The organism is Arcobacter rhizosphaerae, assembly GCF_049472155.1.
Lineage (GTDB): Bacteria > Campylobacterota > Campylobacteria > Campylobacterales > Arcobacteraceae > Arcobacter_B.
Genome location: NZ_JBMOVW010000015.1, coordinates 1 through 24,723 on the forward strand (window position 1 = coordinate 1; position 24,723 = coordinate 24,723).

The 24,723-nt window shown below is 27.2% G+C and carries 25 protein-coding genes and 3 tRNA genes; 4 read left to right on the top strand and 24 right to left on the bottom strand.

The genetic code is table 11. The features are described from left to right. Positions 1-142: 142 nt before the first annotated feature. The 14 genes from ACH5BH_RS14165 to ACH5BH_RS14230 all read right to left on the bottom strand — a co-directional run bounded on the left by ACH5BH_RS14165 (position 143) and on the right by ACH5BH_RS14230 (position 11,343). Positions 143-217, bottom strand: a tRNA-Asn gene (locus tag ACH5BH_RS14165). 21 nt (positions 218-238) lie between these two features. Then, a tRNA-Asn gene (locus tag ACH5BH_RS14170) sits at positions 239-313 on the bottom strand. A gap of 29 nt (positions 314-342) precedes the next feature. Then, positions 343-417 (bottom strand) — tRNA-Asn (locus tag ACH5BH_RS14175). 75 nt (positions 418-492) lie between these two features. After that, on the bottom strand, positions 493-1,410 hold the full coding sequence (locus ACH5BH_RS14180; RefSeq protein ID WP_423298795.1) for a radical SAM protein: 918 nt from the start codon (positions 1,408-1,410) through the stop codon (positions 493-495). A gap of 56 nt (positions 1,411-1,466) precedes the next feature. Next, positions 1,467-2,507, bottom strand: a complete 1,041-nt coding sequence (gene hemE, locus ACH5BH_RS14185; RefSeq protein WP_404307927.1) for a uroporphyrinogen decarboxylase — start codon at positions 2,505-2,507, stop codon at positions 1,467-1,469. A gap of 11 nt (positions 2,508-2,518) precedes the next feature. Further along, entirely contained in the window at positions 2,519-3,031 is a 513-nt protein-coding gene (locus tag ACH5BH_RS14190; protein ID WP_404307929.1) for a YqhA family protein, read from the bottom strand. Next, entirely contained in the window at positions 3,031-4,068 is a 1,038-nt protein-coding gene (locus tag ACH5BH_RS14195) for an aspartate-semialdehyde dehydrogenase (RefSeq protein ID WP_423298796.1), read from the bottom strand. The genes ACH5BH_RS14190 and ACH5BH_RS14195 overlap by 1 nt, the downstream gene beginning before the upstream one ends. A 1-nt stretch (position 4,069) precedes the next feature. Then, positions 4,070-6,649, bottom strand: a complete 2,580-nt coding sequence (gene gyrA, locus ACH5BH_RS14200) for a DNA gyrase subunit A (RefSeq protein WP_404307933.1) — start codon at positions 6,647-6,649, stop codon at positions 4,070-4,072. A 126-nt stretch (positions 6,650-6,775) separates the two neighbouring features. Next, on the bottom strand, positions 6,776-6,994 hold the full coding sequence (locus ACH5BH_RS14205; RefSeq protein WP_404307935.1) for an HP1242/YdcH family protein: 219 nt from the start codon (positions 6,992-6,994) through the stop codon (positions 6,776-6,778). A gap of 151 nt (positions 6,995-7,145) precedes the next feature. After that, positions 7,146-8,327: a bifunctional glutamate N-acetyltransferase/amino-acid acetyltransferase ArgJ gene (argJ, locus tag ACH5BH_RS14210; protein WP_423298797.1), complete on the bottom strand. Its 1,182-nt coding sequence runs from the start codon at positions 8,325-8,327 to the stop codon at positions 7,146-7,148. A 1-nt stretch (position 8,328) separates the two neighbouring features. Next, positions 8,329-9,450 carry a potassium channel family protein gene (locus ACH5BH_RS14215; RefSeq protein WP_404307939.1) on the bottom strand — a complete coding sequence of 374 codons (1,122 nt, stop codon included), beginning with the start codon at positions 9,448-9,450 and terminating at the stop codon, positions 8,329-8,331. 23 nt (positions 9,451-9,473) lie between these two features. Beyond that, the gene (gene rpmB / locus ACH5BH_RS14220; protein WP_254575847.1) at positions 9,474-9,662 is read right to left on the bottom strand and encodes a 50S ribosomal protein L28; all 189 of its coding nucleotides are present in this window, start codon (positions 9,660-9,662) and stop codon (positions 9,474-9,476) included. Between the two features lie 50 nt (positions 9,663-9,712). After that, positions 9,713-10,594, bottom strand: a complete 882-nt coding sequence (locus ACH5BH_RS14225) for a glycosyltransferase (RefSeq protein ID WP_423298798.1) — start codon at positions 10,592-10,594, stop codon at positions 9,713-9,715. A gap of 14 nt (positions 10,595-10,608) precedes the next feature. Next, positions 10,609-11,343: a hypothetical protein gene (locus ACH5BH_RS14230; protein WP_423298799.1), complete on the bottom strand. Its 735-nt coding sequence runs from the start codon at positions 11,341-11,343 to the stop codon at positions 10,609-10,611. Between the two features lie 122 nt (positions 11,344-11,465). Between ACH5BH_RS14230 and gmhB the strand changes: the two genes are divergently transcribed. From gmhB to gmhA, 4 genes are read left to right on the top strand one after another with little or no spacing between them, the layout of a single operon-like run. Beyond that, positions 11,466-11,996 (top strand): D-glycero-beta-D-manno-heptose 1,7-bisphosphate 7-phosphatase, encoded by a 531-nt coding sequence (gene gmhB / locus ACH5BH_RS14235; RefSeq protein WP_423298800.1) that lies wholly within the window; start codon positions 11,466-11,468, stop codon positions 11,994-11,996. A gap of 1 nt (position 11,997) precedes the next feature. Continuing rightward, on the top strand, positions 11,998-13,005 hold the full coding sequence (gene rfaD, locus ACH5BH_RS14240) for an ADP-glyceromanno-heptose 6-epimerase (RefSeq protein WP_423298801.1): 1,008 nt from the start codon (positions 11,998-12,000) through the stop codon (positions 13,003-13,005). Further along, positions 13,005-14,441, top strand: a complete 1,437-nt coding sequence (gene rfaE1, locus ACH5BH_RS14245) for a D-glycero-beta-D-manno-heptose-7-phosphate kinase (protein WP_423298802.1) — start codon at positions 13,005-13,007, stop codon at positions 14,439-14,441. Before rfaD ends, rfaE1 begins: the two co-directional genes overlap by 1 nt. Further along, the gene (gene gmhA / locus ACH5BH_RS14250) at positions 14,422-14,988 is read left to right on the top strand and encodes a D-sedoheptulose 7-phosphate isomerase (protein WP_423298803.1); all 567 of its coding nucleotides are present in this window, start codon (positions 14,422-14,424) and stop codon (positions 14,986-14,988) included. Before rfaE1 ends, gmhA begins: the two co-directional genes overlap by 20 nt. On the opposite strand, the gene ACH5BH_RS14255 is transcribed toward gmhA, so the two are convergent. The 10 genes from ACH5BH_RS14255 to ACH5BH_RS14300 form a co-directional block, all read right to left on the bottom strand. Then, positions 14,989-15,915 (bottom strand): glycosyltransferase family 9 protein, encoded by a 927-nt coding sequence (locus ACH5BH_RS14255; RefSeq protein ID WP_423298804.1) that lies wholly within the window; start codon positions 15,913-15,915, stop codon positions 14,989-14,991. Continuing rightward, entirely contained in the window at positions 15,899-16,939 is a 1,041-nt protein-coding gene (locus ACH5BH_RS14260; RefSeq protein WP_423298805.1) for a glycosyltransferase family 4 protein, read from the bottom strand. The genes ACH5BH_RS14255 and ACH5BH_RS14260 overlap by 17 nt, the downstream gene beginning before the upstream one ends. Continuing rightward, positions 16,926-18,215, bottom strand: coding sequence for an O-antigen ligase family protein (locus ACH5BH_RS14265; RefSeq protein WP_423298806.1), 1,290 nt, complete (start codon positions 18,213-18,215; stop codon positions 16,926-16,928). Before ACH5BH_RS14265 ends, ACH5BH_RS14260 begins: the two co-directional genes overlap by 14 nt. After that, positions 18,208-19,173: a glycosyltransferase family 9 protein gene (locus tag ACH5BH_RS14270; RefSeq protein WP_423298807.1), complete on the bottom strand. Its 966-nt coding sequence runs from the start codon at positions 19,171-19,173 to the stop codon at positions 18,208-18,210. The genes ACH5BH_RS14265 and ACH5BH_RS14270 overlap by 8 nt, the downstream gene beginning before the upstream one ends. Continuing rightward, positions 19,163-20,176 (bottom strand): glycosyltransferase family 9 protein, encoded by a 1,014-nt coding sequence (locus ACH5BH_RS14275; protein WP_423298808.1) that lies wholly within the window; start codon positions 20,174-20,176, stop codon positions 19,163-19,165. Before ACH5BH_RS14275 ends, ACH5BH_RS14270 begins: the two co-directional genes overlap by 11 nt. A gap of 59 nt (positions 20,177-20,235) precedes the next feature. Further along, positions 20,236-21,303 carry a glycosyltransferase family 4 protein gene (locus tag ACH5BH_RS14280; protein ID WP_423298809.1) on the bottom strand — a complete coding sequence of 356 codons (1,068 nt, stop codon included), beginning with the start codon at positions 21,301-21,303 and terminating at the stop codon, positions 20,236-20,238. Between the two features lies 1 nt (position 21,304). After that, positions 21,305-22,414, bottom strand: a complete 1,110-nt coding sequence (gene rfaQ, locus ACH5BH_RS14285; RefSeq protein WP_423298810.1) for a putative lipopolysaccharide heptosyltransferase III — start codon at positions 22,412-22,414, stop codon at positions 21,305-21,307. Further along, on the bottom strand, positions 22,411-23,112 hold the full coding sequence (locus tag ACH5BH_RS14290; protein WP_423298811.1) for a glycosyltransferase family 2 protein: 702 nt from the start codon (positions 23,110-23,112) through the stop codon (positions 22,411-22,413). The genes rfaQ and ACH5BH_RS14290 overlap by 4 nt, the downstream gene beginning before the upstream one ends. Next, complete coding sequence (locus tag ACH5BH_RS14295) at positions 23,112-24,158, bottom strand: NAD-dependent epimerase (RefSeq protein WP_423298812.1); 1,047 nt, start codon at positions 24,156-24,158, stop codon at positions 23,112-23,114. Before ACH5BH_RS14295 ends, ACH5BH_RS14290 begins: the two co-directional genes overlap by 1 nt. A gap of 13 nt (positions 24,159-24,171) precedes the next feature. After that, on the bottom strand, positions 24,172-24,723 hold a 552-nt coding region (locus tag ACH5BH_RS14300), incomplete at its 5' end, for a UDP binding domain-containing protein (protein WP_423298813.1).

Genomic DNA, 24,723 nt, shown 5'->3' on the forward strand with positions numbered 1-24,723 from the left:
TATTTATATGATTTCTATCTTAGTAACTATTTAGTTTTTTTAGGTTTTTAGATTTATATTAGTATTTAGTGAGATAAATTTTTGGCAAAAAAAAAGCTTTTAGCTAGAAGAACTTAAGTTCTTTTAGATAAAAGCTTATTAGTGGCTCCGGCACCTGGATTCGAACCAGGGACCAAATGATTAACAGTCATCTACTCTACCACTGAGCTATGCCGGATTTTGTTGAATAATTTATAAATGGCTCCGGCACCTGGATTCGAACCAGGGACCAAATGATTAACAGTCATCTACTCTACCACTGAGCTATGCCGGAATCTATAAATTTGAAATGTATTAAAATAATGGCTCCGGCACCTGGATTCGAACCAGGGACCAAATGATTAACAGTCATCTACTCTACCACTGAGCTATGCCGGATTATTTAACCATTTTTTTAATGGAGTGGAATTATAGTAAAAAATATTTTCTTTGTCAAGACTTTTTTACAAAAATTTATAAATTTTTGTAAAATTCAACTCCACTACTATCAACAAGTGATATTTTACTATTTTTTACTAGTTCTTCTAAATTATTCTTAGACTCTTCATCAAATAAATTTTCAATATCTTCAATTGTAAGTGGTCTTCTTTTTAATGTTTGAACTATATCTTCTTTTGAATATAAGCTTAAATGTTTAGGCCTATTTTTATATGCAATATTTACATTAATACCTTCAAATATATTTGCTACTTTTTCTAAAGTATCATAACTTACTGGTTTAACTTTATATGCAGGTGGTCTATCAATAGTACCAATATCTACCCTTTTGGGATTAATTTGCTTTATTGCATCATATAATAAAGTAATTTCATCATCTTTATCATTTAAATCTTTTACAAAAAGTACTTCTAAAACAAAATCATTTTTAGTTTTTTTTGAAAATTCAATCATTGAAGGAATAATTTTTTTTATATTTATACTTTTATCTGTTCTATCTAATTTTTTAAAACATTTTTCACTTACACAATCTAAAGATAATTTAACTGTATCAATTTTCATAAGTGTATTAAATATATCTTCTTTATAAATTGTACTACCATTTGATAAAATTAAAGTTTTTGTATCTTTTTTTATTTTGTTGATTTCATCAACTAGTTCATCTAATTTAGGATAAAGTGTAGGTTCACCATTTGCAGTAAGTGTTATAACATCTATTTTTTCGTTTTTTGAGAAACTTGTTTTTATTTCTGCTATTACATCTTCTATACTTGGGTACTCTGTCATTTTTGAAACAGTTTTTGCACCTTCAAGTTCACAATATAAACAATCAAAATTACACTGTTTTGAACTAGGAGAAAGATCAATTCCTAGTGAAATTCCAAATCTTCTTGAAGCAATTGGTCCAAAAGTTATTGAGTTTGAGTAAGGCATTGTTTGGCTTTCTTTAATAAGTAGCAAAAGCTACTTATTTTATTTTGAGATTTTTATTAAGATTTTCTAGAGACTCTATGACACTCTTTTACGAAGTGAATTGCATTTTCTACAGGTACATCTGGTAAAATACCATGTCCTAGATTGAAGATATGACCCTCACCTTGCATAGTCTCTTGAATTTTTTCCACACATTTAGTAGTTTCTTCTTTAGAATATAATCTACAAGGTTCCATATTTCCTTGAAGAACATACTTATCTCCAAGCTTAGCTTTTGCCATAGCCATTGGTGTTCCCCAATCAATACCTAATACATCAAAGTTTCCGTAAACTCCACCCATGTTAATAAATGCTGAAATTCCTTTAGGGAACATAATTACTGGAATATGAGGATATTTCTCTTTTAAGTGCTCAGCAATTTCTACCATATACTTCCATGAAAATTCATCATATCTTCCTGGTTCAATTGCAGCCGCCCATGAATCAAAGATTTGAACAACATCTGCACCAGCTTCTATTTGTTTTTCCATATATAACTTAACTACATCAGTAACTTTTCTTAAGATTTTATGTAAAAATTCAGGATTAGAATACATCATTTTTTTACATACATTATATGTTTTAGTACCTTGACCTTCAATCATATATGTAGCTAAAGTCCAAGGAGCACCAGTAAATCCAATAAGTGCTTTATCTTCTGGTAATCTTTGTTTTAATAATTTAATAGTTTCATAAACGTATGTCAATTTTGAAGCTGCATCTTCACCACCTATTAAAGCATCTAATTGTTCCTCAGTTTTAATTGGCTCTTTAAAGATTGGTCCTTCACCTTTTACAAACTCTAAGTGCATTCCCATTTCATTTGGAATAACTAAAATATCAGAGAATAAAATAGCAGCATCAACACCAACAATATCTAAAGGTTGGATTGTAACTTCACAAGCTTTTTCTGGATCATGACATAAGTTTAAAAAGTTTCCAGCTTGTGCTCTAACTTCCATATATTCTGGTAAATATCTACCAGCTTGTCTCATCATCCATACAGGAGTATAAGGAGTCTCTTTTCTTAAACACGCATCAACAAAAATTTTTGACATAATTTACCTTTTTATTTTTTTCCAACTTTTCCTAAAAAGAAAAGTCCAATAGCTAAAGCAGTCACTGCTAAAGCAAAATACAACATTTCTAAAGCACCATTATATTCAGTGTGTAATACTTTTTGAAAAAAATTTACAACTAAAACCATAACAATTACTTTTGCTATTTTATCTTTTAATTGATCTAAAGATGTAATTGATAAGATTTTTGAATCATCTTGTGCTTCTTCACAATGATCAATAGGTGAGATAAAAAGTTCATATATTCCAAATGAAAATATAAGCATAACTACTGCTATTAAATATAAATCAACAGCACCAATTATGCCACTTACTACATCTTCATGAAAATTTTCAGGATGAGCATGAACTATAATAGTATCAAAAGCATATTTTGCGATACTAAATATATCCATACTAGCAATAATAAATAATACTACTGCTCCTAATAAGCCAAAAAGTACAGCGAAAAGTACAAGAAATCTTGTTTTCCACATTGCACTTTCAAAAAGCTTTTCTATCATTAAATGTCACTCTCCATTTCAATCCATTTTAATGCAATTCTAACAGAGTTAGTTGCTGCACCTACTCTTACTTGATCTGCAACATTAAAAAAATGTACGATATTAGGAGCATAAACATCTTTTCTGATTCTACCTACATAAGTCATATCTGTATCAGTTGATACAATTGGCATAGGATAAGCATTATTTTCTAAATCATCAATAACTTCAACATTTTCAAAGTTTTCTAAAGCATTTCTAACTTCATTTACATCTACATCTACATTTTCGTCAAATGTTACTGTAATTGATTCAGAGTGAGATCTTAATACAGGTACTCTTACACAAGTAGCAGCTACTTGAACTTCTTTATGAAGAATTTTTTGAGTTTCGTTTACCATTTTCATTTCTTCTTTAGTGAAATCATTTGGTTGTGCAACATCAATTTGAGGAATTACATTTAACGCAATTTGGTGTGCAAATGCATCTTTTTTACTCTCATCTAATTTAAAAGCAAAGAAATCTTGCATTTGTTTTACAAGTTCTTCCATCCCTGCTTTACCTGCACCTGAAACTGCTTGATAAGTAGATACATCAACTCTTTTAATTCCATATAACTCATCTAATGGCTTTAAAGATAATACCATTTGAATTGTTGAACAGTTTGGATTAGCAATAATTCCTGTCTCTCTCCAAAAAGCAATATCTTCTGGGTTTACTTCTGGAACCACTAAAGGAACATTTGGATTCATTCTAAAATGACTTGTATTATCAATTACAACTGCACCTGCTTCTACAGCATATTTAGCAAACTTTTCTGAAATACTTCCACCTGCACTAAAAAATGCTATATCAACTTCATTTTCTTCAAAAACAGTCTCAGTTAGTTCTAAAACTGTGTATTCTTTATTTTTATACTCTATTTTTGAGCCGGCACTTTTAGCACTTGCTAAAGGAACAATATTATTAACTGGAAAGTCATAATCTGCCATAACTCTAAAAAGCTCTTCACCTACTGCACCAGTTGCTCCTACAACTGCGACATTAAATTTTCTCATATTACTCTTCCTTTTCTTCTAAATTATCATTTGAAGATTCTTCAATATTTTGTTGAGTTTTATCCTCAACTGCTATTTCTTCTATTATTTCTCCATCTTCGTTATATCTAATAACATTACCATTTTCATCTACTTCAATTTCTTCATCTTGCTTTGGACATTTTGCAATTGATACAACTTTATCACCTTTATCAACATTAACGATGATAACACCAGAAGTATTTCTTCCTGCTTTTCTAATAGTTTGCATATCTACTCTAATCATCTTACCAATTGAAGTTAATGCCATTAAGTCCATACTTTCATCAACTAAAACTTCACCTACAACATTTCCTGTTTTTTGTGATAATTTCATTGAAATAACACCAGAACCTGCTCTATTTGTAAGTCTATACTCTTCAACAAGTGTTCTTTTTCCTATACCTTTTTCAGATACTGTTAATAATTCTTGTTCTATAGAATCAATTACATCAGCATCAACAACATAATCAGTATCATGCTTAAACTTAATACCTCTTACTCCTCTAGTACTTCTACCTTGTTCTCTAGTCTTATCTATTTCAAATCTAATACATTGACCTAAACTAGTAAAAATCATAATATATTCAGACTCAACGTTTGTAATTTTAGCTGTAACTATTTCATCTAAATCATCAAGTACAATTGCTCTTACACCATTTGATCTAATATTACTGAATTCTGATAATGAAGTTCTTTTTACAATACCATTTTTAGTAAAGAATGCTAATGATTTAGACTCATCGAAATCATCTGTTGGGATAATTGCCATAATTTTTTCATCAGGTCTTAAGTTAATTAGGTTAACAACTGCTTTACCTTTTGCTGTTCTACTTCCCTCTGGAATTCTATAAACTTTTAACCAGTATAATTGTCCCATATTGGTTACAAACATTAAAGTATCATGAGTATTTGAAACAAAGAATTTTTCAATAAAGTCATCATCATGAGTAGTAACTGCTACTTTACCTTTACCACCTCTTCTTTGTTTTTCATAAGATTTAATTGGAACTCTTTTTACATATCCATTGTGAGTTATAGTAACAACCATTGGCTCATTTGGAATTAAATCTTCCATATCAATTTCATCATAAGAATCTTCAATTTCAGTTCTTCTTTCATCAGAATACTTATCTTTAATTTCTACTAATTCTTCTTTAATAATCTCATTTAATTTTTCTTCAGATTTTAAAATAGCTTCTAACTCAGCAATTAAAGCTAATAACTCTTGATATTCAGCTTCTAATTTGTCTCTTTGAAGACCTGTTAATCTTCCTAGTCTCATATCTAAAATAGCTTGTGATTGAATTGTTGAAAGTCCAAATCTATCTTGAAGTTTTTCTTTTGCTTCAGCATCATTTGCAGAAGCTCTAATAATTTGAACTACTTCATCAATATTATCTAATGCAATTTTTAATCCCTCTAAAATATGAGCTCTTGCTTTTGCCTTTTCTAAATCAAAAATTGTTCTTCTAATAATTACAGTTTTTCTATGTGATAAGAAAATATTTAAAAGTTGTGGTAAATTAAATACTTTTGGCTCTTTATTATGAACTGCTAAAAGTATAATACCAAATGTAGTTTCCATTGGTGTAGATTTATAAAGATTATTTAATACAATCTCACCCATAGCATCTTTTTTTAATTCAATTACAACTCTAATACCTTCTCTATCAGATTCATCTCTTACTTCTGAAATACCTTCAATTTGCTTGTCTTTAGCAAGTGTTGCTATTTGTTCAATTAATCTTGATTTATTTACTTGATATGGAAGTTCATCTAAAACAATTACTTCTTTTTTACCTTTTGTTTCAATATGATGCTTAGCTCTTATTTTAACTCTTCCACGCCCTGTTTTATAAGCATCAATGATCCCTCTTCTACCAAAGATAGTACCACCTGTTGGGAAATCTGGACCTTGAATAAATTGCATTAAATCCTCTGCTGTTGCTTCTGGATTGTCAATAGTATATAAAACTGCATTTAATAATTCATTTAAATTATGTGGTGGAATTTTTGTAGCCATACCAACAGCAATACCCTCACTACCATTTAATAATAAAGTTGGAACTCTTGTAGGTAAAACAGTTGGTTCTTTTAACGTATCATCATAGTTTTGAGTATAATTGATTGTATCTTTATCAATGTCTCTTAAAACCTCTTCAGATATTTTAGTCATTCTAGCTTCTGTATATCTCATTGCTGCTGCATTATCACCATCAATTGAACCAAAGTTCCCTTGTCCATCAACTAAAGGAGCTCTCATTGAGAAATCTTGTGCCATTCTAACTAGTGCATCATAAACTGAGCTATCACCATGGGGGTGATACTTACCAATAACATCTCCAACAATTCTTGCAGATTTTTTATATGCAGATTTTGAAGAAATATTTAAATCATGCATAGCATATAAAATTCTTCTGTGAACTGGTTTTAATCCATCTTTTGCATCTGGTAGTGCTCTACCAATAATAACACTCATTGAGTAATCTAAATATGAAGCTTTTACAGAATCTTCAATATTTATATCAATAATATCTTGGTTTTCAAAAAGGTTTTCCATAAAAAAAGGCCTTTGTAATATAAAATTTAGATATTATATCTAAAGTGGGCTTAGGCTAAGTTGAGTAAGTTATTTATGAAAGAAAAGAGACCAAAAATAGTCTCTTTTTTAATATATAAAAGTTATTTATGCTTTTTCGTTTTTATATTTGATGATCATATTATAAACATCATCTTTTAATTTTAATTTTTCTTTTTTCTTTGCTTCAATTTCGAATTGATCAGCATGATTTTTTTCCATTTCTGTAATTTCTTCATCTAAATCATTATGCTTATCAAATAACTTATGAAAATGTGCATCTTTTTGTTTTAACTCTGCGATTAGTTCTCTATGTTCATGAAACATTTTATCATCCTCTTGTTGATTTATAAAATAATTATACAACCCAAGAACTTAAGATAATTTAAATTTATTATTATGTTCTGTAATCGGCATTAATCTTTACATTTTCGTACGTACAGAAGTGACATCTAGTCACTTCAGAAATTATTGTATTTTAAGTTCTGTAATCGGCATTAATCTTTACGTACTCATAACCTAAGTCACATCCGTATGCTGTAAAACTATACTCCCCTACTCCTAAATCACAAATAACTTTAAATTTATCATTTTCTAGTACTTTTGCTGCTTTTACTTCTTGCTCTTCATCAAAGCAGATTTCACCTTTATTATAAACAACAACATCATTATATGATATAACTAACTTTTCTTCATCACTAGTTACTCTTGATGCTCCTATTGTGGATGCAATTCTTCCAAAGTTTGGATCTTCACCAAACAGTGCTGTTTTTACAAGTAATGAATTTGATAATGCTTTTGCAGCTATTTGTGCTTCTTCTTTTGTTGCTGCATTTTTAACTTCAAATGCAACTGCCTTTTTTGCACCTTCACCATCTGCGACCATTAGCATTGCCATATCATGCATTACTAATCTTACAGCTTCAAAAAATGCCTCTTTGTCATAAGCATTTGATTTTTGATTTGCTAATATCATTACTGTATCATTTGTTGATGTATCTCCATCTACTGATATTGCATTAAATGTTGTTTCACTATTTACTTTTAATGCTTCTTTCATATCATTTGAAGGAACTGCTGCATCTGTACAAATAAAACAAAGCATAGTTGCTAAGTTTGGATTTATCATTCCAGCACCCTTTGCTACAGCACCTATTTTAAATGAACTTCCATCTTCAAGTTTTACTTCATACATACAAGTTTTAGAATAAGCATCTGTTGTCATAATAGCTTTTGATAAATTCTCACCATTTTTAGCATTTAAATCAAAAGAATTTGCACCATTTACTATTTTTTCAATTGGTAAAGGGTTTCCAATTACACCAGTACTACTCATGATAGGATTTACTAAATCAAAATTTAATGATGAAAAAATAGTATTAATATCTTCTATACCTTTTTTTCCTGTCATCGCATTTGCATTTTTTGAATTAATAAGTACAAAGTTCGTCTTAAAATTCTCTTCATATTGTAAATAATGTTTTAATGGTGCTGCTTGAAATCTATTTTCTGTAAATATAGCTTGTACTTTAGATGGTTCATTTGTATAAATAAAACCTAAATCATTATTTCCATTTGGTTTAAGTCCTGCACTTATACCATCACAATTAAAGCCATCAATTTGATCAATGTAACCTTTTATTGGTAATATTGTAAACATCTTATATATCCTCTGGTTTCTCTTTTAAATTTATTATTCTTTTTGCTCTTGAAATACCTTTTTGTGAACCAACAAGTAAAAGCTTACAGTTTGCACTAATAAGTATTGTTCCTTTAGGCATTTGAATAAATTTACCCTTTTTTTCAGTTATCCCTATAACTGAAACTTTAAGTCTATCTCTTAAATGTAAATCTTTAATCTCTCTATTTACAACCCAAGACTCTTCATTTACATAAACTTCTTCCATATCAATAGGAGTATCTCTTTTATATAAAAATTCATCAAGCACATTTTCCATATCTGGCCTAATAGCCATAGCAGATACTCTTTTTGCCATTAAAGATGGAGTTGCAACAACTTTATCAGCTCCAAGTTTTTTAAGCCTAATTTTTTCATTTTGCGTTTCTGCATTTGAAATAATTAAAAAAGGACTTCTTCCAAGCTCTTTTTCATAAAGCCTAACTGATGCAATTAAAGTAATATTGTCTGAAATATTCTTTGATAAAGATATTGCACCTTTTGCCGAACTTAAGTGAGACTTTAAAAATGCAACCTCTTTATAAGGTTCTTCTTTTACAAAATATGGATAACCATTCTCTTTAGCTATTTGTTCTATATCCTCACTTGGATCAACAACAACAAAAGGAATATGATTTTCCCTAAACTGTTTTGCTAACTGTGAAGTATACTCATTATGATAGAAAATAACAAAATGTCTTCTAAGTCTTGCAATCTTATATAACATACTTCTTTCCTTATATAGGTCAAACAACCTTCCTTTAACTACAGTATCAATTAAAACAGCAGTAGAAAGTGTAAATACTGCAAAACCAAATATAATAAGCGTAATAGTAAAAAATCTTCCAGCAGGTGAAATAGGAGCTATTTCTCCAAATCCAACAGTTGTAAATGTAATACCTGTTTGAAATATTGCGTCTAAGATTGAAAAGTCATCAATGATAATGTAACCTAATGTACCTATCATCATAATGATTTGAACTAATACAAATGGTAATCTAAATGGTTTTAATTGTGAGTATATTAATGGATTTAAGTCGTATTCTGGTTTGACTGATCTAATTTCCCAGCCAAGGGCTTTTTTGATTCTTCTAAAGATGCTCATGAAAGCACTTTTCTAGTGCTCTCTTATGAGTGTTTTTTAAGAGTTCTTAACTCTTTAGCTGAGATTCTGATTTTTTTAGTTGTACCATCTTCTAAAGTAACTCTAACTGTTCTTAAGTTTGGTAAAAATCTCTTTTTAGTTCTGTTTTTAGCGTGACTTACGTTGTTCCCAACCATAGGTCCTTTTCCTGATATTGCACATCTTCTTGACATTTGTCTTCCTTATATAGTGAAAAATATTTGCGTATTTTATCTTAATAGACTTAAATTTTATTTAAATTATTGATAATTTCATTTACTCTTTTTAAATTAATATTTAAGGTAAATTTTTTTGCTAGTTTTCTATTATCTTTTTTAATTTTTTTCATTTCATCTTTTTCCATAAGAACAGCATCAATTTTAAAAGAAGCTGATCTATCATTTGGATTCTCCATAGTTGAAAAAACATCTATTAATTCACTTGCATGATTATTTACTGTAGTAAAAACTACATTTTTACAATACATTGCTTTTAGAATACTAGAAGCAAAATATTTATTATATGTGGGCAAAAAGAAAATATCAGATGCTAAAAAAAGTTCCTCTATATTTTCATAATCTTCAACTAATAGCAATTTAGAAGAATAATCAAACTTTGATATTTGAAATTTTAAACTATTAATTTGCTTTTTATCACCTGCTATTATTCCTAAAATATTTTGTTCATTTAAAGAAAATAAAGTTTCTATAAACTCTTTTACACCAGAATTTTTAAAGTTTTTAGCAGTAAAAAAAATGATCCTTTTTTTTGAATTAATATTTAAAGTATCACAAACTTTTTTCTTAATAAGTTTAGGTTTTTCATAATTTATATCAATACTTGGATATATACATTCAATTTTTGTAGGATCAAGCTCATTTAAACTTTTAAGTATTTCTGTTTTTAAAGTTTTTGAATTAACTATAACCTTTTTAGAATTAAGTATTTCACTTTTACTTTTCTCATCTAAACTCCCTGAATGAAAATATATATCTGCATACTCTTTTTTTAAAAAAGAAAGTTTCTTTAAAATACCAGTATTTTGTACTTCTATAATATTTTCTTGTTTTAGTAAAGCATCTATAAGATTACTTTTTGTTTTATATGAAATTGATATTTGATTCATTTAAACTCTTTATATTAATGATAAGCGTATATTGGACTATTTGTGATTTTTATATCTTTTTTTAATTCCTGACCAAATTTATCAAAAACTCTATTAAAATCTGTTAAGTCTATCTCTCTTTTTGAACTAGACCAAATAATATCAAATTTCTCTTTTTTCTTTTCACAAGTTAAAACATGTAAGTCTTTTGCAACTGTAAAATTTATAAATTTACTATTTGATAAAAATTTTATCATTGTTTCATTAAGTTTAGTTAATTCTTTTGATAATATTAAACTTGTATAATTAATAGAAAATTTATCAATCTTTCTAGAAGCATAAACAAATAGACAATATCTTAAATAACAGTTTAACTCTTCATCTTTAGAAATACTATCCTGGAAATTTAATTTGAAATATAAATTATCATTTGTAATTCTTTTACTTAACATAGATAAAGAGTAATACATATCAATTTTCTTTGGAAAATTAAACATACCGAAGTTTTTCTTTTCAGGGATATCAACTTTTTTAATATTTATATCAACCAATGTTTTATCATATAAAGGCGACTCTTTGTCAAAAAATAGTTTAATCTTTGAGAATAAAGATACTTCTTTATTATTATCAACAATATTTAATATATTAATATCTTTATTCTCTTCTTTAGGATTAAAAAAATTATCATAACTCTCTTTTTTACCTTTTAGCATAAATGAAAACATAAAAACTAGAGGATAAATTAAAATTGAATGTATTGTACTTTTCATAGGAACTCTTTGTAAATTAATCTTTGCAGATTATAAAAATAATACTTCACTATTTCTTAATCCAGTTAAAAATATATTATGATATAATATCCATTTTATAATGATAATAAGGAATGAAAACTTTGAATAATAAAAAAACTATTTTTTTAGATAGAGATGGTGTAATAAATATTGACAAACATTATCTTTATAAAATAGAAGACTTTGAATTTACGAACAAACTATTTGAAACTTGTAAACACTTCCAATCTTTAGGATACCAAATAATTGTAATTACTAATCAATCGGGTATAGGAAGAGGTTATTTTAGTGAAGATGATTTTAATAAATTAACAAAATGGATGGTTCAAGAATTTAAGAATAATAATATTGATATTCTAGATGTATTTTATTGTCCTCATACACCTAATAATAATTGTGAATGTAGAAAACCAAAACCCGGCATGATCAATGAAGCTTGTAAAAAATATGAAATAGATTTAAATAATTCATGGATGATTGGAGATAAACTATCTGATATTGAAGTAGCTTTTAATGCAGGGATTTCAAACTCTATTTTAATTAATAGTGAATATACAAATAACAAAGATGAAATAAAAACAAAAAATATTGTAACAACAATAGAAGAAACTATAAATATAATCAAGGAATAATATGAGTTATACAGATATTGATTTTAATAAAAAAACTATTCTAATTACAGGAGCTGCTGGATTTATTGGTAGTAATCTTGCATTTTATTTTCAAGAGAATTACCCAGATGCAAGAATTGTTGCATTTGATTGTTTTAGATCAGGGGAAACATTTTCTAATGGAAACCTTAAAAGCTTTGGGCATTTTAAAAACTTATTTGGATTCAAAGGAATTGTAGTAAGTGGTGATATTAATGATAAAGTAGCATTAAAAGAGTTAGAAGAGAACTACAAATTTGATTATATTTTTCATCAAGCAGCAATTTCTGATACAACAGTATTAGAACAAGATGTAATGATGAAAACAAATGTAAATGCATATGAAGATTTATTAAAATTAGCTATTAAACATAATGCGAATATGATTTATGCAAGTTCAGCAGCAACATACGGAGATAGTGATAGATTTGAAGTTGGATATGAACAACCAAACAATGCTTATGGGTTCTCAAAAGTAATGATGGATAATATTACAGCTGAATATCTAAAAAAAGATTTAAATATTTCTATTGTTGGATTAAAATATTTTAATGTTTATGGGAATAGAGAATTCTTCAAAAATAGTACAGCTTCAATGGTTGTTCAATTTGGGCATCAAATATTAAAAGGTTTAACTCCTAAACTATTCGAAGGTAGCGATAAAATTCTAAGAGATTTTATTTATATCGAAGATATTATTCAAGCAAATATCAAAGCTTGTACTCCTAAAAAATCTGGAGTTTATAATGTGGGAACAGGAAATGCTAGATCATTTGAAGATATTGTAAATATTTTACAAAAAGAATTAAAAATTGACAATGGAAAAGAGTATATTCCTAATCCCTTTATAGGTTCGTACCAATTTTTTACCCAAGCAAATATTGAATCTACAAAAGAGAATCTAAACTATGAACCAAAATACTCTATGGAAGCTGGTATAAAAGCTTATATTCCAGAAATTAAAAGATTATTTGAAACAGAGGTTAAATAATGATTAATATAGATAAAAGACCAAGTATATTAGTAATTGGTGATTTAATGATTGATCACTATTTATGGGGAAGTAGTGAAAGAATCTCTCCAGAAGCACCTGTACCAGTTGTTGATATCAAAAAAGAGACTACTGTATTAGGTGGAGCTGGAAATGTAATCAATAATCTTAGAAGTTTAGGTAGTGATGTTGGTGCTATTTCTGTAGTAGGAAAAGACAGTATTGCTATTGAATTAAAAGAGTTACTTACAAAAACAGGAACTCAATCATATCTAATTGAACAAGAAGGAAGAAAAACTTCTAAAAAGTCTAGAATTATGGCTTCTAAAACTCAAGTTGTGAGATATGATCAAGAGAGTAAAAACTCAATTTCTTTAGAGTCAGAAAAAAAAGTTTTTGCTAAATACCAAGAAATTTTAAATAGATATGAATTAATTATACTTTCTGATTATGGGAAAGGTGTATTAACTGAAAACTTATGTTTAAAAATAATTGATTATGCAAATAAACAAAATAAAAAAGTTTTAGTTGATCCAAAAGGTGAAGATTATAGTAAATATTCTGGTGCTTATCTTTTAACTCCAAATAAAAAAGAAGCAGAGCTTGCATCTAAAATCGAAATTTATAATGATATATCATTAAAAAAATCACTTGTTCAATTAAAAAAAGATGCTAATTTATCACTTTCTGTAATTACATTAAGTGAAAATGGAATAGCAATTTTAGATAATGATGAAGTAACAATAAAACCAACAGTTGCTAGAGAAGTTTATGATGTAACAGGTGCAGGAGATACTGTAATTGCATCTTTAGGATTTGCACTTAGTTTAGGAAATGATATATATAGATCTATAGAATTTGCAAATCTAGCAGCAGGTGTAGTTGTAGGGAAAATTGGAAGTGCAACAACAACAATTGATGAAATAACAGAATATGAATCAAGCTTACATAAATCAAATTCATATAGCCATATAAAAACAGTAGATGAAATAGCTAAATTATCAGAAGAATTAAAACAAAGAGGTAAAAAAGTTGTATTTACTAATGGTTGTTTTGATATTTTACATGTAGGACATGTTAAATATCTTGAAACTGCAAAAAGTTTTGGAGATGTATTAATCTTAGGATTAAACTCTGATGACTCTGTAAAAAGATTAAAAGGTCCATCTAGACCTGTAAATACACAAGATGATAGAGCATATACTCTAGCAGCACTTGAAAGTGTTGATTATGTTGTGTTATTTGAAGATGATACTCCTTATGATTTAATTAAAACAGTAAGCCCTCATATCCTTGTAAAAGGTGGAGATTATGAAGGTAAAGATGTAGTGGGACAAGACTTAGTTGAGGAATTAAAACTTGTTGAATTTGTAGAAGGAAGAAGTACTACAAGAACTATTCAAAGGATAAAAGAAAATGAAGCAAACAATAAGTAATGAGTTTCAATCACATTTAGAAACAATCAATAATGTAATAAATAATATGGAGGATGAACTTTTAAATGCCTCTACTTTAGCTGTTGAAACATTAAAAGCTGGAAATAAAATCCTTTTATGTGGAAATGGTGGAAGTGCTGCAGATGCACAACATATTGCAGCAGAACTTACAGGTAGATATAAAACTGAAAGAAGAGGACTTCCAGGAATCGCTCTTACTACTGATACAAGTGCTTTAACTGCTATTGGAAACGACTATGGTTATGATAGAGTATTTGATAGACAAGTTGAATCTTTAGCTAATAAAGGTGACTTAATTATTGGAATTAGTACAAGTGGAAATAGTGGAAATGTAATAAGTGCATTAAAACTAGGAAGAGAACTTGGTTGTAAAACTTTAGGTTTTAGTGGAAGAGATGGTGGAGCTATGAATGAAATGTGTGATATTAATCTAGTAGTCCCATCTAATGATACCCCCAGAATTCAAGAAATGCATATCTTATTTGGACATACTATTTGTCAAATAATTGATAATGAACTAAGCTAATTATTTATTAATTAGCTTTAGTACATCATCAGCTGTGATTGTTTTCATACAATCATGGTGTTTTAAAGGACAAGTTCTTTTCATACAAGGAGAACATTCTAAGTATTTAGAAACTATTGTTTCAAGTGGATTATTCCATTGATTTGTCTCTTTAAAACTAGTCGGTCCAAAAATAGCAAATGTATTTACTTTGTAAACAGCTGCAATATGCATAGGACCACTATCATTTGTAATAAAAATATCTAATGCAGCAATTTTTTCTATTAATTCTGGAATTGTTGTTTTACCAGCTAAATTCTTATAATTAGTTACATCATTCTCAATTAAAATCTTTTCAATATCAGCAGCCATCTCAGTCTCATTTGGACCACCAAATATTATAATATCATACTTTTTTGATAGTTCTATAGCAAGCTTAGCAAACTCTTTTGGATACCATCTTTTTGCACTCCCATAAGTAGCACCTGGATTAATACCTAAAGTTGGTTTTTTGTACCACTGAGGCTTAAATCTAAGCATTAAATCTCTTGCTTTAAAGTTTGTATCTAAAGTCTTATTTAAAAAGTCATTGTATTTTAAAACTTGATGTTTAGTGATTTTTTCTTTTTCAAAATTGTAGTTCTCTTTTGTATCTAAAAACTTCAATAATAACTTTGAATAAAATGAACTTCTAAAAGATATAGCATAATCAAAATCTTTTACTTTCTTTGCTAATTGATAAACAGATAATAATCTAACTAAACTTTTTTTAGTATTATCAACAATAATATTACTAATACGTTTATCATTAACAAAAAGTTGTGTAGCAACGTATGAACCAACAATAGTAACTTCTGCACCTCTATAGTGCTTTAAAAGGTTTTCAATAGCAGGTGTAGCCATAATAGCATCACCTAACCATGTAGGTATTTCAATTAATAACTTCATTTATAACTTCCAAAGTTTCTTGAACATTTCTTTCAATTGAAAAGTTTTGAACAATTTTTAGATTTTCTTTTTTTATTTTTTCTATTTTATCATTATTAGCAAGTAAATCATCGATTTTTTCTACTATTGAATAATCATTAGGTGTAAGCATAGTATATTTATTATTTAAAATTTCACTTGCACCATTTTGTTTTGTTGTAATAACAACATTTTCATAATTCATTGCTTCTAATACTACATTTGAAAAGGGTTCATATTTTGTAGGGAAAAGAAAAATATCACTAATAGAATAAAAGTCTTTAACATCTGTTCTTGGACCTGTAAAGATTACCTTATTATCAATATTTAATTCTTTAGCATAATTTTTATAGTACTTAATCTTTTTTTCTTTACCAACTACAAAAGCTCTAAAGTTTTGATTTTTTAATTTTGACAAAACTTCTAAAAACTCTTTAACTCCTTTTCTTTTAAAGCCACTACCAACATATAAAATTATTTTTTCTTTATTTTTTAAACCCAAAGAAAATTCATCTTTTAAATTACTATAAGATAATACATAATTTGTTTTTTCTAATTTAAATCCATTATAAATAACTTTAATTTTATTTTCATTTATTCCATATATTTTAATAATTTCATTTTTAACCATATTAGAATTTGCAATTATTTTTTTTGCATTATTGAAAGTTCTTTTTTCTAAATATAAGTAAACTGCATGCAAAGGATTTAATTTAGATTTGTCTTCAATGGACAAAAAAACTTTATGTACTCCATCCCCTGCTCTATATATATCAGGACATGAAATTCGCTCTAGTGAGAAATATAAAGAATCTTTTTTCTTTTTGCATACTTGTATATTGAATAATATAACTCTAAACCAAGAAGGTAAGAACTTAGGAATATTAGAGAATACTAATTCATGTTCTATATTAAGTTTTTTAAGTTGCTCTGATAACCTTAAAAGGTAAACTTCTGCACCACCAAATTTAGTTTTATTTGCTCTTATAAATTTAATTTTCTGCATAAAGTTCTTCTTTTGTTTTAACATATAATGCTAGTGAAATTCCATATAAAGCATAGAAATATAACTGTTCACTATCACCAAAGAAACTACCAAACATCATAGATGCAATATATCCAATAGTTCCAAGAAAGATAAATACACCAACAAATTTAAATTCCTTATTATATTTAAAAATAAAATAATTAATTTTCAAAAGATAATATAAGAAAACAATAAAAAAACTTAAACCAAATATTCCTAAACTTAAAAATATACTTAAAAAATCATTATGGGCTTGTTTATATATCTTATACGGAATATTTTGAGAATTATTAATCCATATATCTTTTATTTGCTTGTCAAATAAAAATCTACCATATCCAAGAGGAATAAAAGGTTCATTTACTCTATATAAAAGAACAGACTTCCACATAGCTAATCTTGCAATAGAAGGGCTTCCTAAAGAATGTTCTTTTACAAGTTTATCATAATCATTCGGACTATAGTTATCTAAATGTTTAATTTTAGAAATCATATTATAAACATTATATCTTGTATCAAAATTCTTAGAATAAAAGGTAAAAATAACTAAAAAAAGTAAAAGCATAAATAAAGATGCAAATTTAATTATTTTATTTGAGTAAAAGAATATAAAATAAAAAATAAATATTAATATTGTACCGACAAAAGTTGCCCTTGTATTATTAGCAATAATGGACAATAAAAATACTACAAATAAAACTATTCCAATATTTCTATATTTTGTAAAAAATAAAGCAAATGAAATAGAAAGTGCATAAGTAGCCCAAATACCAAATCTTTCTCCCCCTCCACTATCAACTAATCCACCTGCTCTAAATGGCCATAAGCCACCTTCATACCACATAAATAAATTAATTACTGAGTGAACAAATAAAGATATAAGTATTAATAAAATTACAGTATATATTTCCTTAATATTTCTTTTTAGCATAAATATAAATATAAACAGGGAAATAATAAAAGGTTTTAATATTTCACCTCGTATTTCACTTATTGTTTCTTTTGGATCAATTGAAAAGAGAATAGATATTAAAGCAAGAAATATGATTCCTAAAATTAGATATAAGTACTTCTTTATTTTTATAATATTTTTATATATTTTATTATTAGTAATTATTATTAATAAAATAAACATAAAAATTGAAATATTTTGAATTGCAGTTACATTAGAAATAGGAAGTGTAAGCAAAAAAATAAAAAGAAAAAAATAATCTAAGAAAAATCTACTATTAATTCTTTTAATATTTTCAATCATCAATATTTTCCTTAATTTTTGATATAATCAAATTTTTATCAATATTTTCAGCAATTAAAGACTTATCTTGAATAACAAGTTCTTTATATCCCCATGGAAACCATCTTTCTAGTGGAGAAACACCAAATAATGCAATAGTTTTAAGTCCTACAGCTGGTGCCAAGTGCATAGCTCCACCTTCTAAAGTTACTAAAAGTTTCAAGTTACAAAATAATGCTCCTAAATCTAAAAAAGAGGCGGTTTTTTTAAACTCTATATTACACATTTTCGAAATCATTTTTGCTATTTTATAATCTTTAGGCTCAGCAGTAATAATAAATTTATCCGAAGGTAAAGAATTAACAATGTCTACAAGCTTATTAAAAGACATCTGATTATTTTTCATTCGAGCTGAAATATGAAAAGCAGAATATCCATAGTATTTTAAATGACTATTAATCATATTAGAAGGTATATAAAATGTAGTTTTTTCATAATCTTTTTTAACTCCAAAAAAATTAAGACATGAATAACAAAAATCGACTTCGTTCATATTTCCATCAAAATCTACATATAAATTAAAATCATCTTTACCTCTTTTATTTTTAACACCGACTTTATATTTTGCATTTGTAATTTTAGAAAAAAGTTCTGCTGATTTTGAATAATCTGACCTTAATACAATAACAGCATCATATTTTTCTTTTTTTATATCAATTAATATTTTTAACTTTCCTATCCCTGCTTTAAGCTTTTCTAAAAAACCTTTTTTATGCTTAGGCTTTGTGTAACAATATATTTTATCTACGAATTTATTATTGTTTATTGCTTCAAAATTATATGAATTAACAACAATATCTATTTGTGCAGATGGGTATTTTTTTCGTAATGCTTCAATAGAAGGAGTAGTACATATTAAATCTCCAATATTATCATTACGGACTAAAAGAATTTTACTTTTAAATAAATCAATCTTCATCAAGTTTCCTTTTTTGTAAATATTCTTTATAGACTTCTTCAACAGATATAAGATCAATACCTTCTTGTGTTCTCTTTTTTTTAGGAACATTATTAACAAAAGAACCATCTTTTTGAATAACTGTATGCATAGAAAGGTTTTGATATGGACCAAAAATTGTCGAATCAGTTGGACCAAATAATGATATAGTTGGGATATGTAAAGCAATAGAAATATGCATTAATCCTGTATCATTTGTTATTAATAAATCTAAGCCATTTACAAGTTCAGGTAATTCCTCTATTTTAGACTTTCCACACATATTAATTATAAATTTTCTTTGAGATACACTTGAGACAAGTTCTTTAGCCATCATTTTCTCTAATTTAGATGCACCGAAAAGTACAATTTTAATATTATTGTCTTTCAATATTCTATTAGACAATTCAATAAATTTAGATACAGGCCAAATTTTATAGGTATCTTGTGCACCTAATTGCAAACCTATATATTTATACTTTTTATTTGCAAAAATATCATTCTTTTTGTTATCAAACTTACTTGGCAAACTCATTGTAGTATCAATAATATTAGGATTAAATACTCTAACCAAATCAATTTTTCTTTCTATAATATGTTTTTTTTCATTAGACATTTTATTAAGAAATATATCTTCATACTTATGACTTGATTTATCTGTCATTTTTAAAATATTATTAGCACCACTTAATATTGAAAAAAATATATCTTCTGGACCATTAGAATGAAAAAGGAAGATAGTATCAATTTCTTTTTTTCTAAGTTTTTTTACTAATTTAATTTGATTGAAAAAACCCGTTTCATATAATAAGTAATCATCTATAAAATCATAATCAGAAAATAATGGGAACATTTTTCTATTAACAAGAAAAGTAATATTTATCTCAGGAAAACTTTTTCTTAAAGTTTTCATAGCAGGAGTACCCAAGACAGTATCACCTAAACCCGTATTAGAAACTACTAATATATTTTTAAATTTAGTCAAATCACTTTTTTTTTTGACTAATGGCAGGATTTTATTTATATACTTGATTATTTTCAAATTTATCTTCTTAATTCTTTATAAATTTTAAGTGTTTTTTCCACCATTACTTTTTTTGAAAAATTATCAACTACGTAATCTCTATTCAAATTTATTTTTTCTGTCAATAAACTATTTATAGCATTAACAATTTCATCAACTTTATTTGGATGAATTAATCTAAAGTTATCATTATAAAATAGATCTTTAGTACTTCCAACATCAGTTGCTACTACTTTTTTATTCATTAATAATGCTTGCATTACAGATTGAGGTACACCTTCTTTAGAATCAGATGTTAAAGTAAATATATCAAGTGCTGATAATAGTTCTGCAGGATTAGAAACATGACCTAAAAATATAATATTATCTTTTAAACCTTTATCCTTTACAAGTTCTACAATATCATCTTTTATAGGACCATCTCCTGCTATATAAAACTTTAGTTTATTATTATTTGAAATTAATTTCCCTGCAGCTTCAACAAATAAATCATGTCTTTTAAATCTTCTAATTACTGCAACTATACCTATTGCAATTTCATCATCTGATATATTGTACTTTTTTCGGAAAAATCCTCTATCATACTTACTAGGATCAAATATAGTATCATCAATACCTGTTGGAATAGATATAATTTTATTAGGACTAACTCTATTATATTTAATCATATCAGCTCGAACACTTTCACCAGTAGTGAATACATAATCAGCAATTTCATTAATAAAATTTAATCTAGAACTTCTGATTCTATTCGAAAGATGTCTTGTTCTTATGAATTTAGCTCCAGAAACTTTAGCAGCAATTCCACCTACCCAAGTATCTTTACCACTATGGGTATTTATAAAATCAATATTGTTATCTTTTACTATTTTTACAAGAGCAAACATTGTTTTAAAATCAACATTCCCTCTAAAAGGCAATACAAAAACTTTAATATTATTCTCAATTGCTTTTTCTTTTATAATTGAATGGTCTCTACATGCTAAAAAAACTTCAACACCTTGTTCTCTAACTGCAATCATTTCATTAATAATTCTAATCTCTTGACCGCCCCAGCCATCAGACCATTCTGTATGCAAAACTTTCATATTATTTACCATTTACCATCTCATCAATATTTTTCTTAATAAACTCAAAATCTAGTTCCATTAAACAATCACTAATTTTAGTTCCATTACAACCATCTTTTCCACATGGTTGACACTCCCTAGATTCTGCTATTACCCTATGTTTTCCCATTTGTTGGAAGCCATTTCTTTTTAAGTAACCACTTTCCATACAGTCATTATCCCAAGGTCCCCAATGATCAGTACCACTTGGCCCAAAGAAAGCTAAAACAGGTACATCATTTGCAGCACTTATATGCATTATTGATGTATCTACACCAATAAAGGCTAAAGCTTTTTTATTTAAACATGCTGTTTGTTTTAATGTAAATTCACCGGCATAAGTAACAGGTTTTGATTTACATAATTTTAAAATTGATTCAAGTTTATCTAGCTCATGTTTCACAGGTGCTGCTGTTAAAACAACTTTTTTATTTAATTCTAATTCACAGTAATCAATGATATTAGCCATAGTCACATCACTAATACACTTAAACATCCATCTAGAAACAGCATGAATATGAATAAAATCTTTTTCTTTCAACTCAGAATCTTTTAACTTATCAGATACTTTTTTATCATCTTGATCTGACCAAAAAATCTCTACTTTTTTTTCTTTTATATCTAATTTCAATTCTCTTAAAGAGTCTAAATCCATCTCCAAGGTATGTCTAAACTCTTGAGAAGGTAAATATATATCAAAAACATTTTTAGTTAAAATATTTTTACTTCCAGGGTAACCAATTTTAAGTTTAGCACCACTTAATAATGCTAACTGTGCTCCCCTATCTCCTTTAGTCGTATTTATAATAATATCATATTTATTTTTTCGAAAAGATAAAGCAAACTTTACTTCTTCAAACATTCTTTTTAAGGGTGGATTTTTTTTTACTTTATTTCTATCATAAATTATTACATCATTAATATTAGGATTTAAAGTTACCATATCTTCACAACCCTTATTAACTGCTATGTCAATTAAAGCATTTGGGTAAGCCAACTTCAAATTTTTAATTAAAGGAGTTGTTAATAACACATCCCCAATATTTCTAAATTTCATAATTAATATTTTTTTAGGATTAGCTATTTTCATTTTATATATTTCCAAAATGTGTATTGAGCATATAATTTTGCAATTATAAAACCATAATAACCATCTAAAAAACCCTTTTTAATTATAAACAGCTTAAAAAAAGTCCAGTATGGATTAACAATAGCTTTAAATAACGACTTTTTCTTATGATTTAAAGATGAGTATCTATTTTGTTTTTGAATAAACTCTTCAATACTCTCATAAGCTAGATGAATCATATGATTTTTTAAATGGCTTGGTGTTGTTTTCATTTGTACACTTTCATGTACAGGAACATCATTAAAAGCACCTTTTGTTCTATTAAATAATCTAATAGAATAATCAGGATAAAGACCACATGATTTAATATCTTTTCCAAAAAAATTATTTAATCTAGCAATAAAATAACCATCAGCTTCTGGATTTTCTATAGTTTTTAATATTTCTTCTTTTAATTCATTTGTAATACGTTCATCACTATCTAAAACAAAAACCCAATCATTTGAAGCTAATTCTACAGCTTTGTTTTTTTGAGCTCCAAAACCTAACCACTCTTGAGTATAAACTTTTGCACCCAAAGTATTAGCGATTTCACATGTTTTATCAGATGAGCCACTATCTAAGATAAGAACTTCATCTGCAAATAAAGATGAGTTTATTGCATCAGTAATAAATTTTTCTTCATTTTTGGTAATAATTACGACTGAAAGTTTATTCATTAATAAAACTCTTTATACCAAATAACAAACTGCTCAATTCCATCAGCAAGTTTTGTATCTGGTTTATAATCAAAATCTTTGATTAAATCATTTGTATCTGCATAAGTTGATACTACATCTCCTGCTTGCATATCCATAAAATTCTTTTTTGCTTCTATTTGAAGCTTATCCTCTAATGTCTCTATAAACTCCATTAGTGATACTGGTGCATTATTCCCTATATTATATATTCTATATGGAGCACTTGATATGTCTGGACTTGGATTTTCAGGATTAAAGTCTTGTGAAGCTTTCGCTGGATTATCTATAACTTTTATAATCCCATCTACTATATCTTCTACATAAGTGAAATCTCTACTCATATTTCCATGATTAAATACTTTTATAGCTCTATTATTTAAAATAGCATCTGCAAATAGCATTGGTGCCATATCTGGACGTCCGTATGGTCCATAAACTGTAAAAAATCTTAATCCTGTAGTGGAAATATTATATAAATGTGAATATGTATGTGCCATCATCTCATTTGATTTTTTTGTTGCTGCATATAAACTAACTGGATGATCAGTATGATCACTTGTTTTAAATGGTTGACTTTTATTTAATCCATATACAGAAGAACTTGAGGCGTAAGATAGGTTTTTAACATCATTATGTCTACAAGCTTCTAGTATATTCATAAATCCTTTTACATTTGAATCTATATATGCATGTGGATTTTCTATTGAGTATCTAACTCCTGCTTGAGCAGCTAAATTACATACTGCATCAAATTTCTCTTTTTCAAACAATGCATATATATCGTTTGTATTTGACAAATCCATTTTTATAAATTTATGTTTAGAATATATTTTAGATTGAACTAATTTATTTGAATATATTTCATCTTTAGAGATACCAAGTTTAGTTAATCTCGCATATTTTAAATTTACATCATAATAGTCATTTATATTATCAAGTCCTACTACTTCATCACCTCTTTCAAGAAGTTTTAAAGCTAAGTGGTATCCTATAAATCCTGCTGTTCCTGTTACAAGTATTTTCATTTTTTATATTACCTTAACTATCACTATTAAATATATCTCGTGTATATACTTTATCTTCTACATCTAAAAGTTCTTGAGATAACCTATTTGCTACTATTACATCTGATATATTTTTAAACTCATCTAAATCTTTTACTACTTTTGAGTTAAAAAACATTTCATCTTCTAAATTGGGTTCATATATTACTACTTCTATACCTTTTGCTTTTATTCTTTTCATGATTCCTTGAATTGCTGAAGCTCTAAAGTTATCACTTCCTTCTTTCATTATAAGTCTATATACTCCTACTTTTTTTGCAGTCTCTATATTATCAGGATTTGAAGGTATTAGATTTAGTTTCTCTATTATACTTTGGGCTATAAAATCTTTTCTTGTAGAGTTTGCTTCTACTATTGCTGATATTAAGCTATGTGGTACATCTTCATAGTTTGCTCTTAGTTGTTTTGTATCTTTTGGCAAGCAGTATCCACCATATCCAAAGCTTGGATTATTATAATGATTTCCAATTCTTGGATCTAATCCTACACCTTCTATTATTTGTTTTGAATTTAGATTATGAGCTAA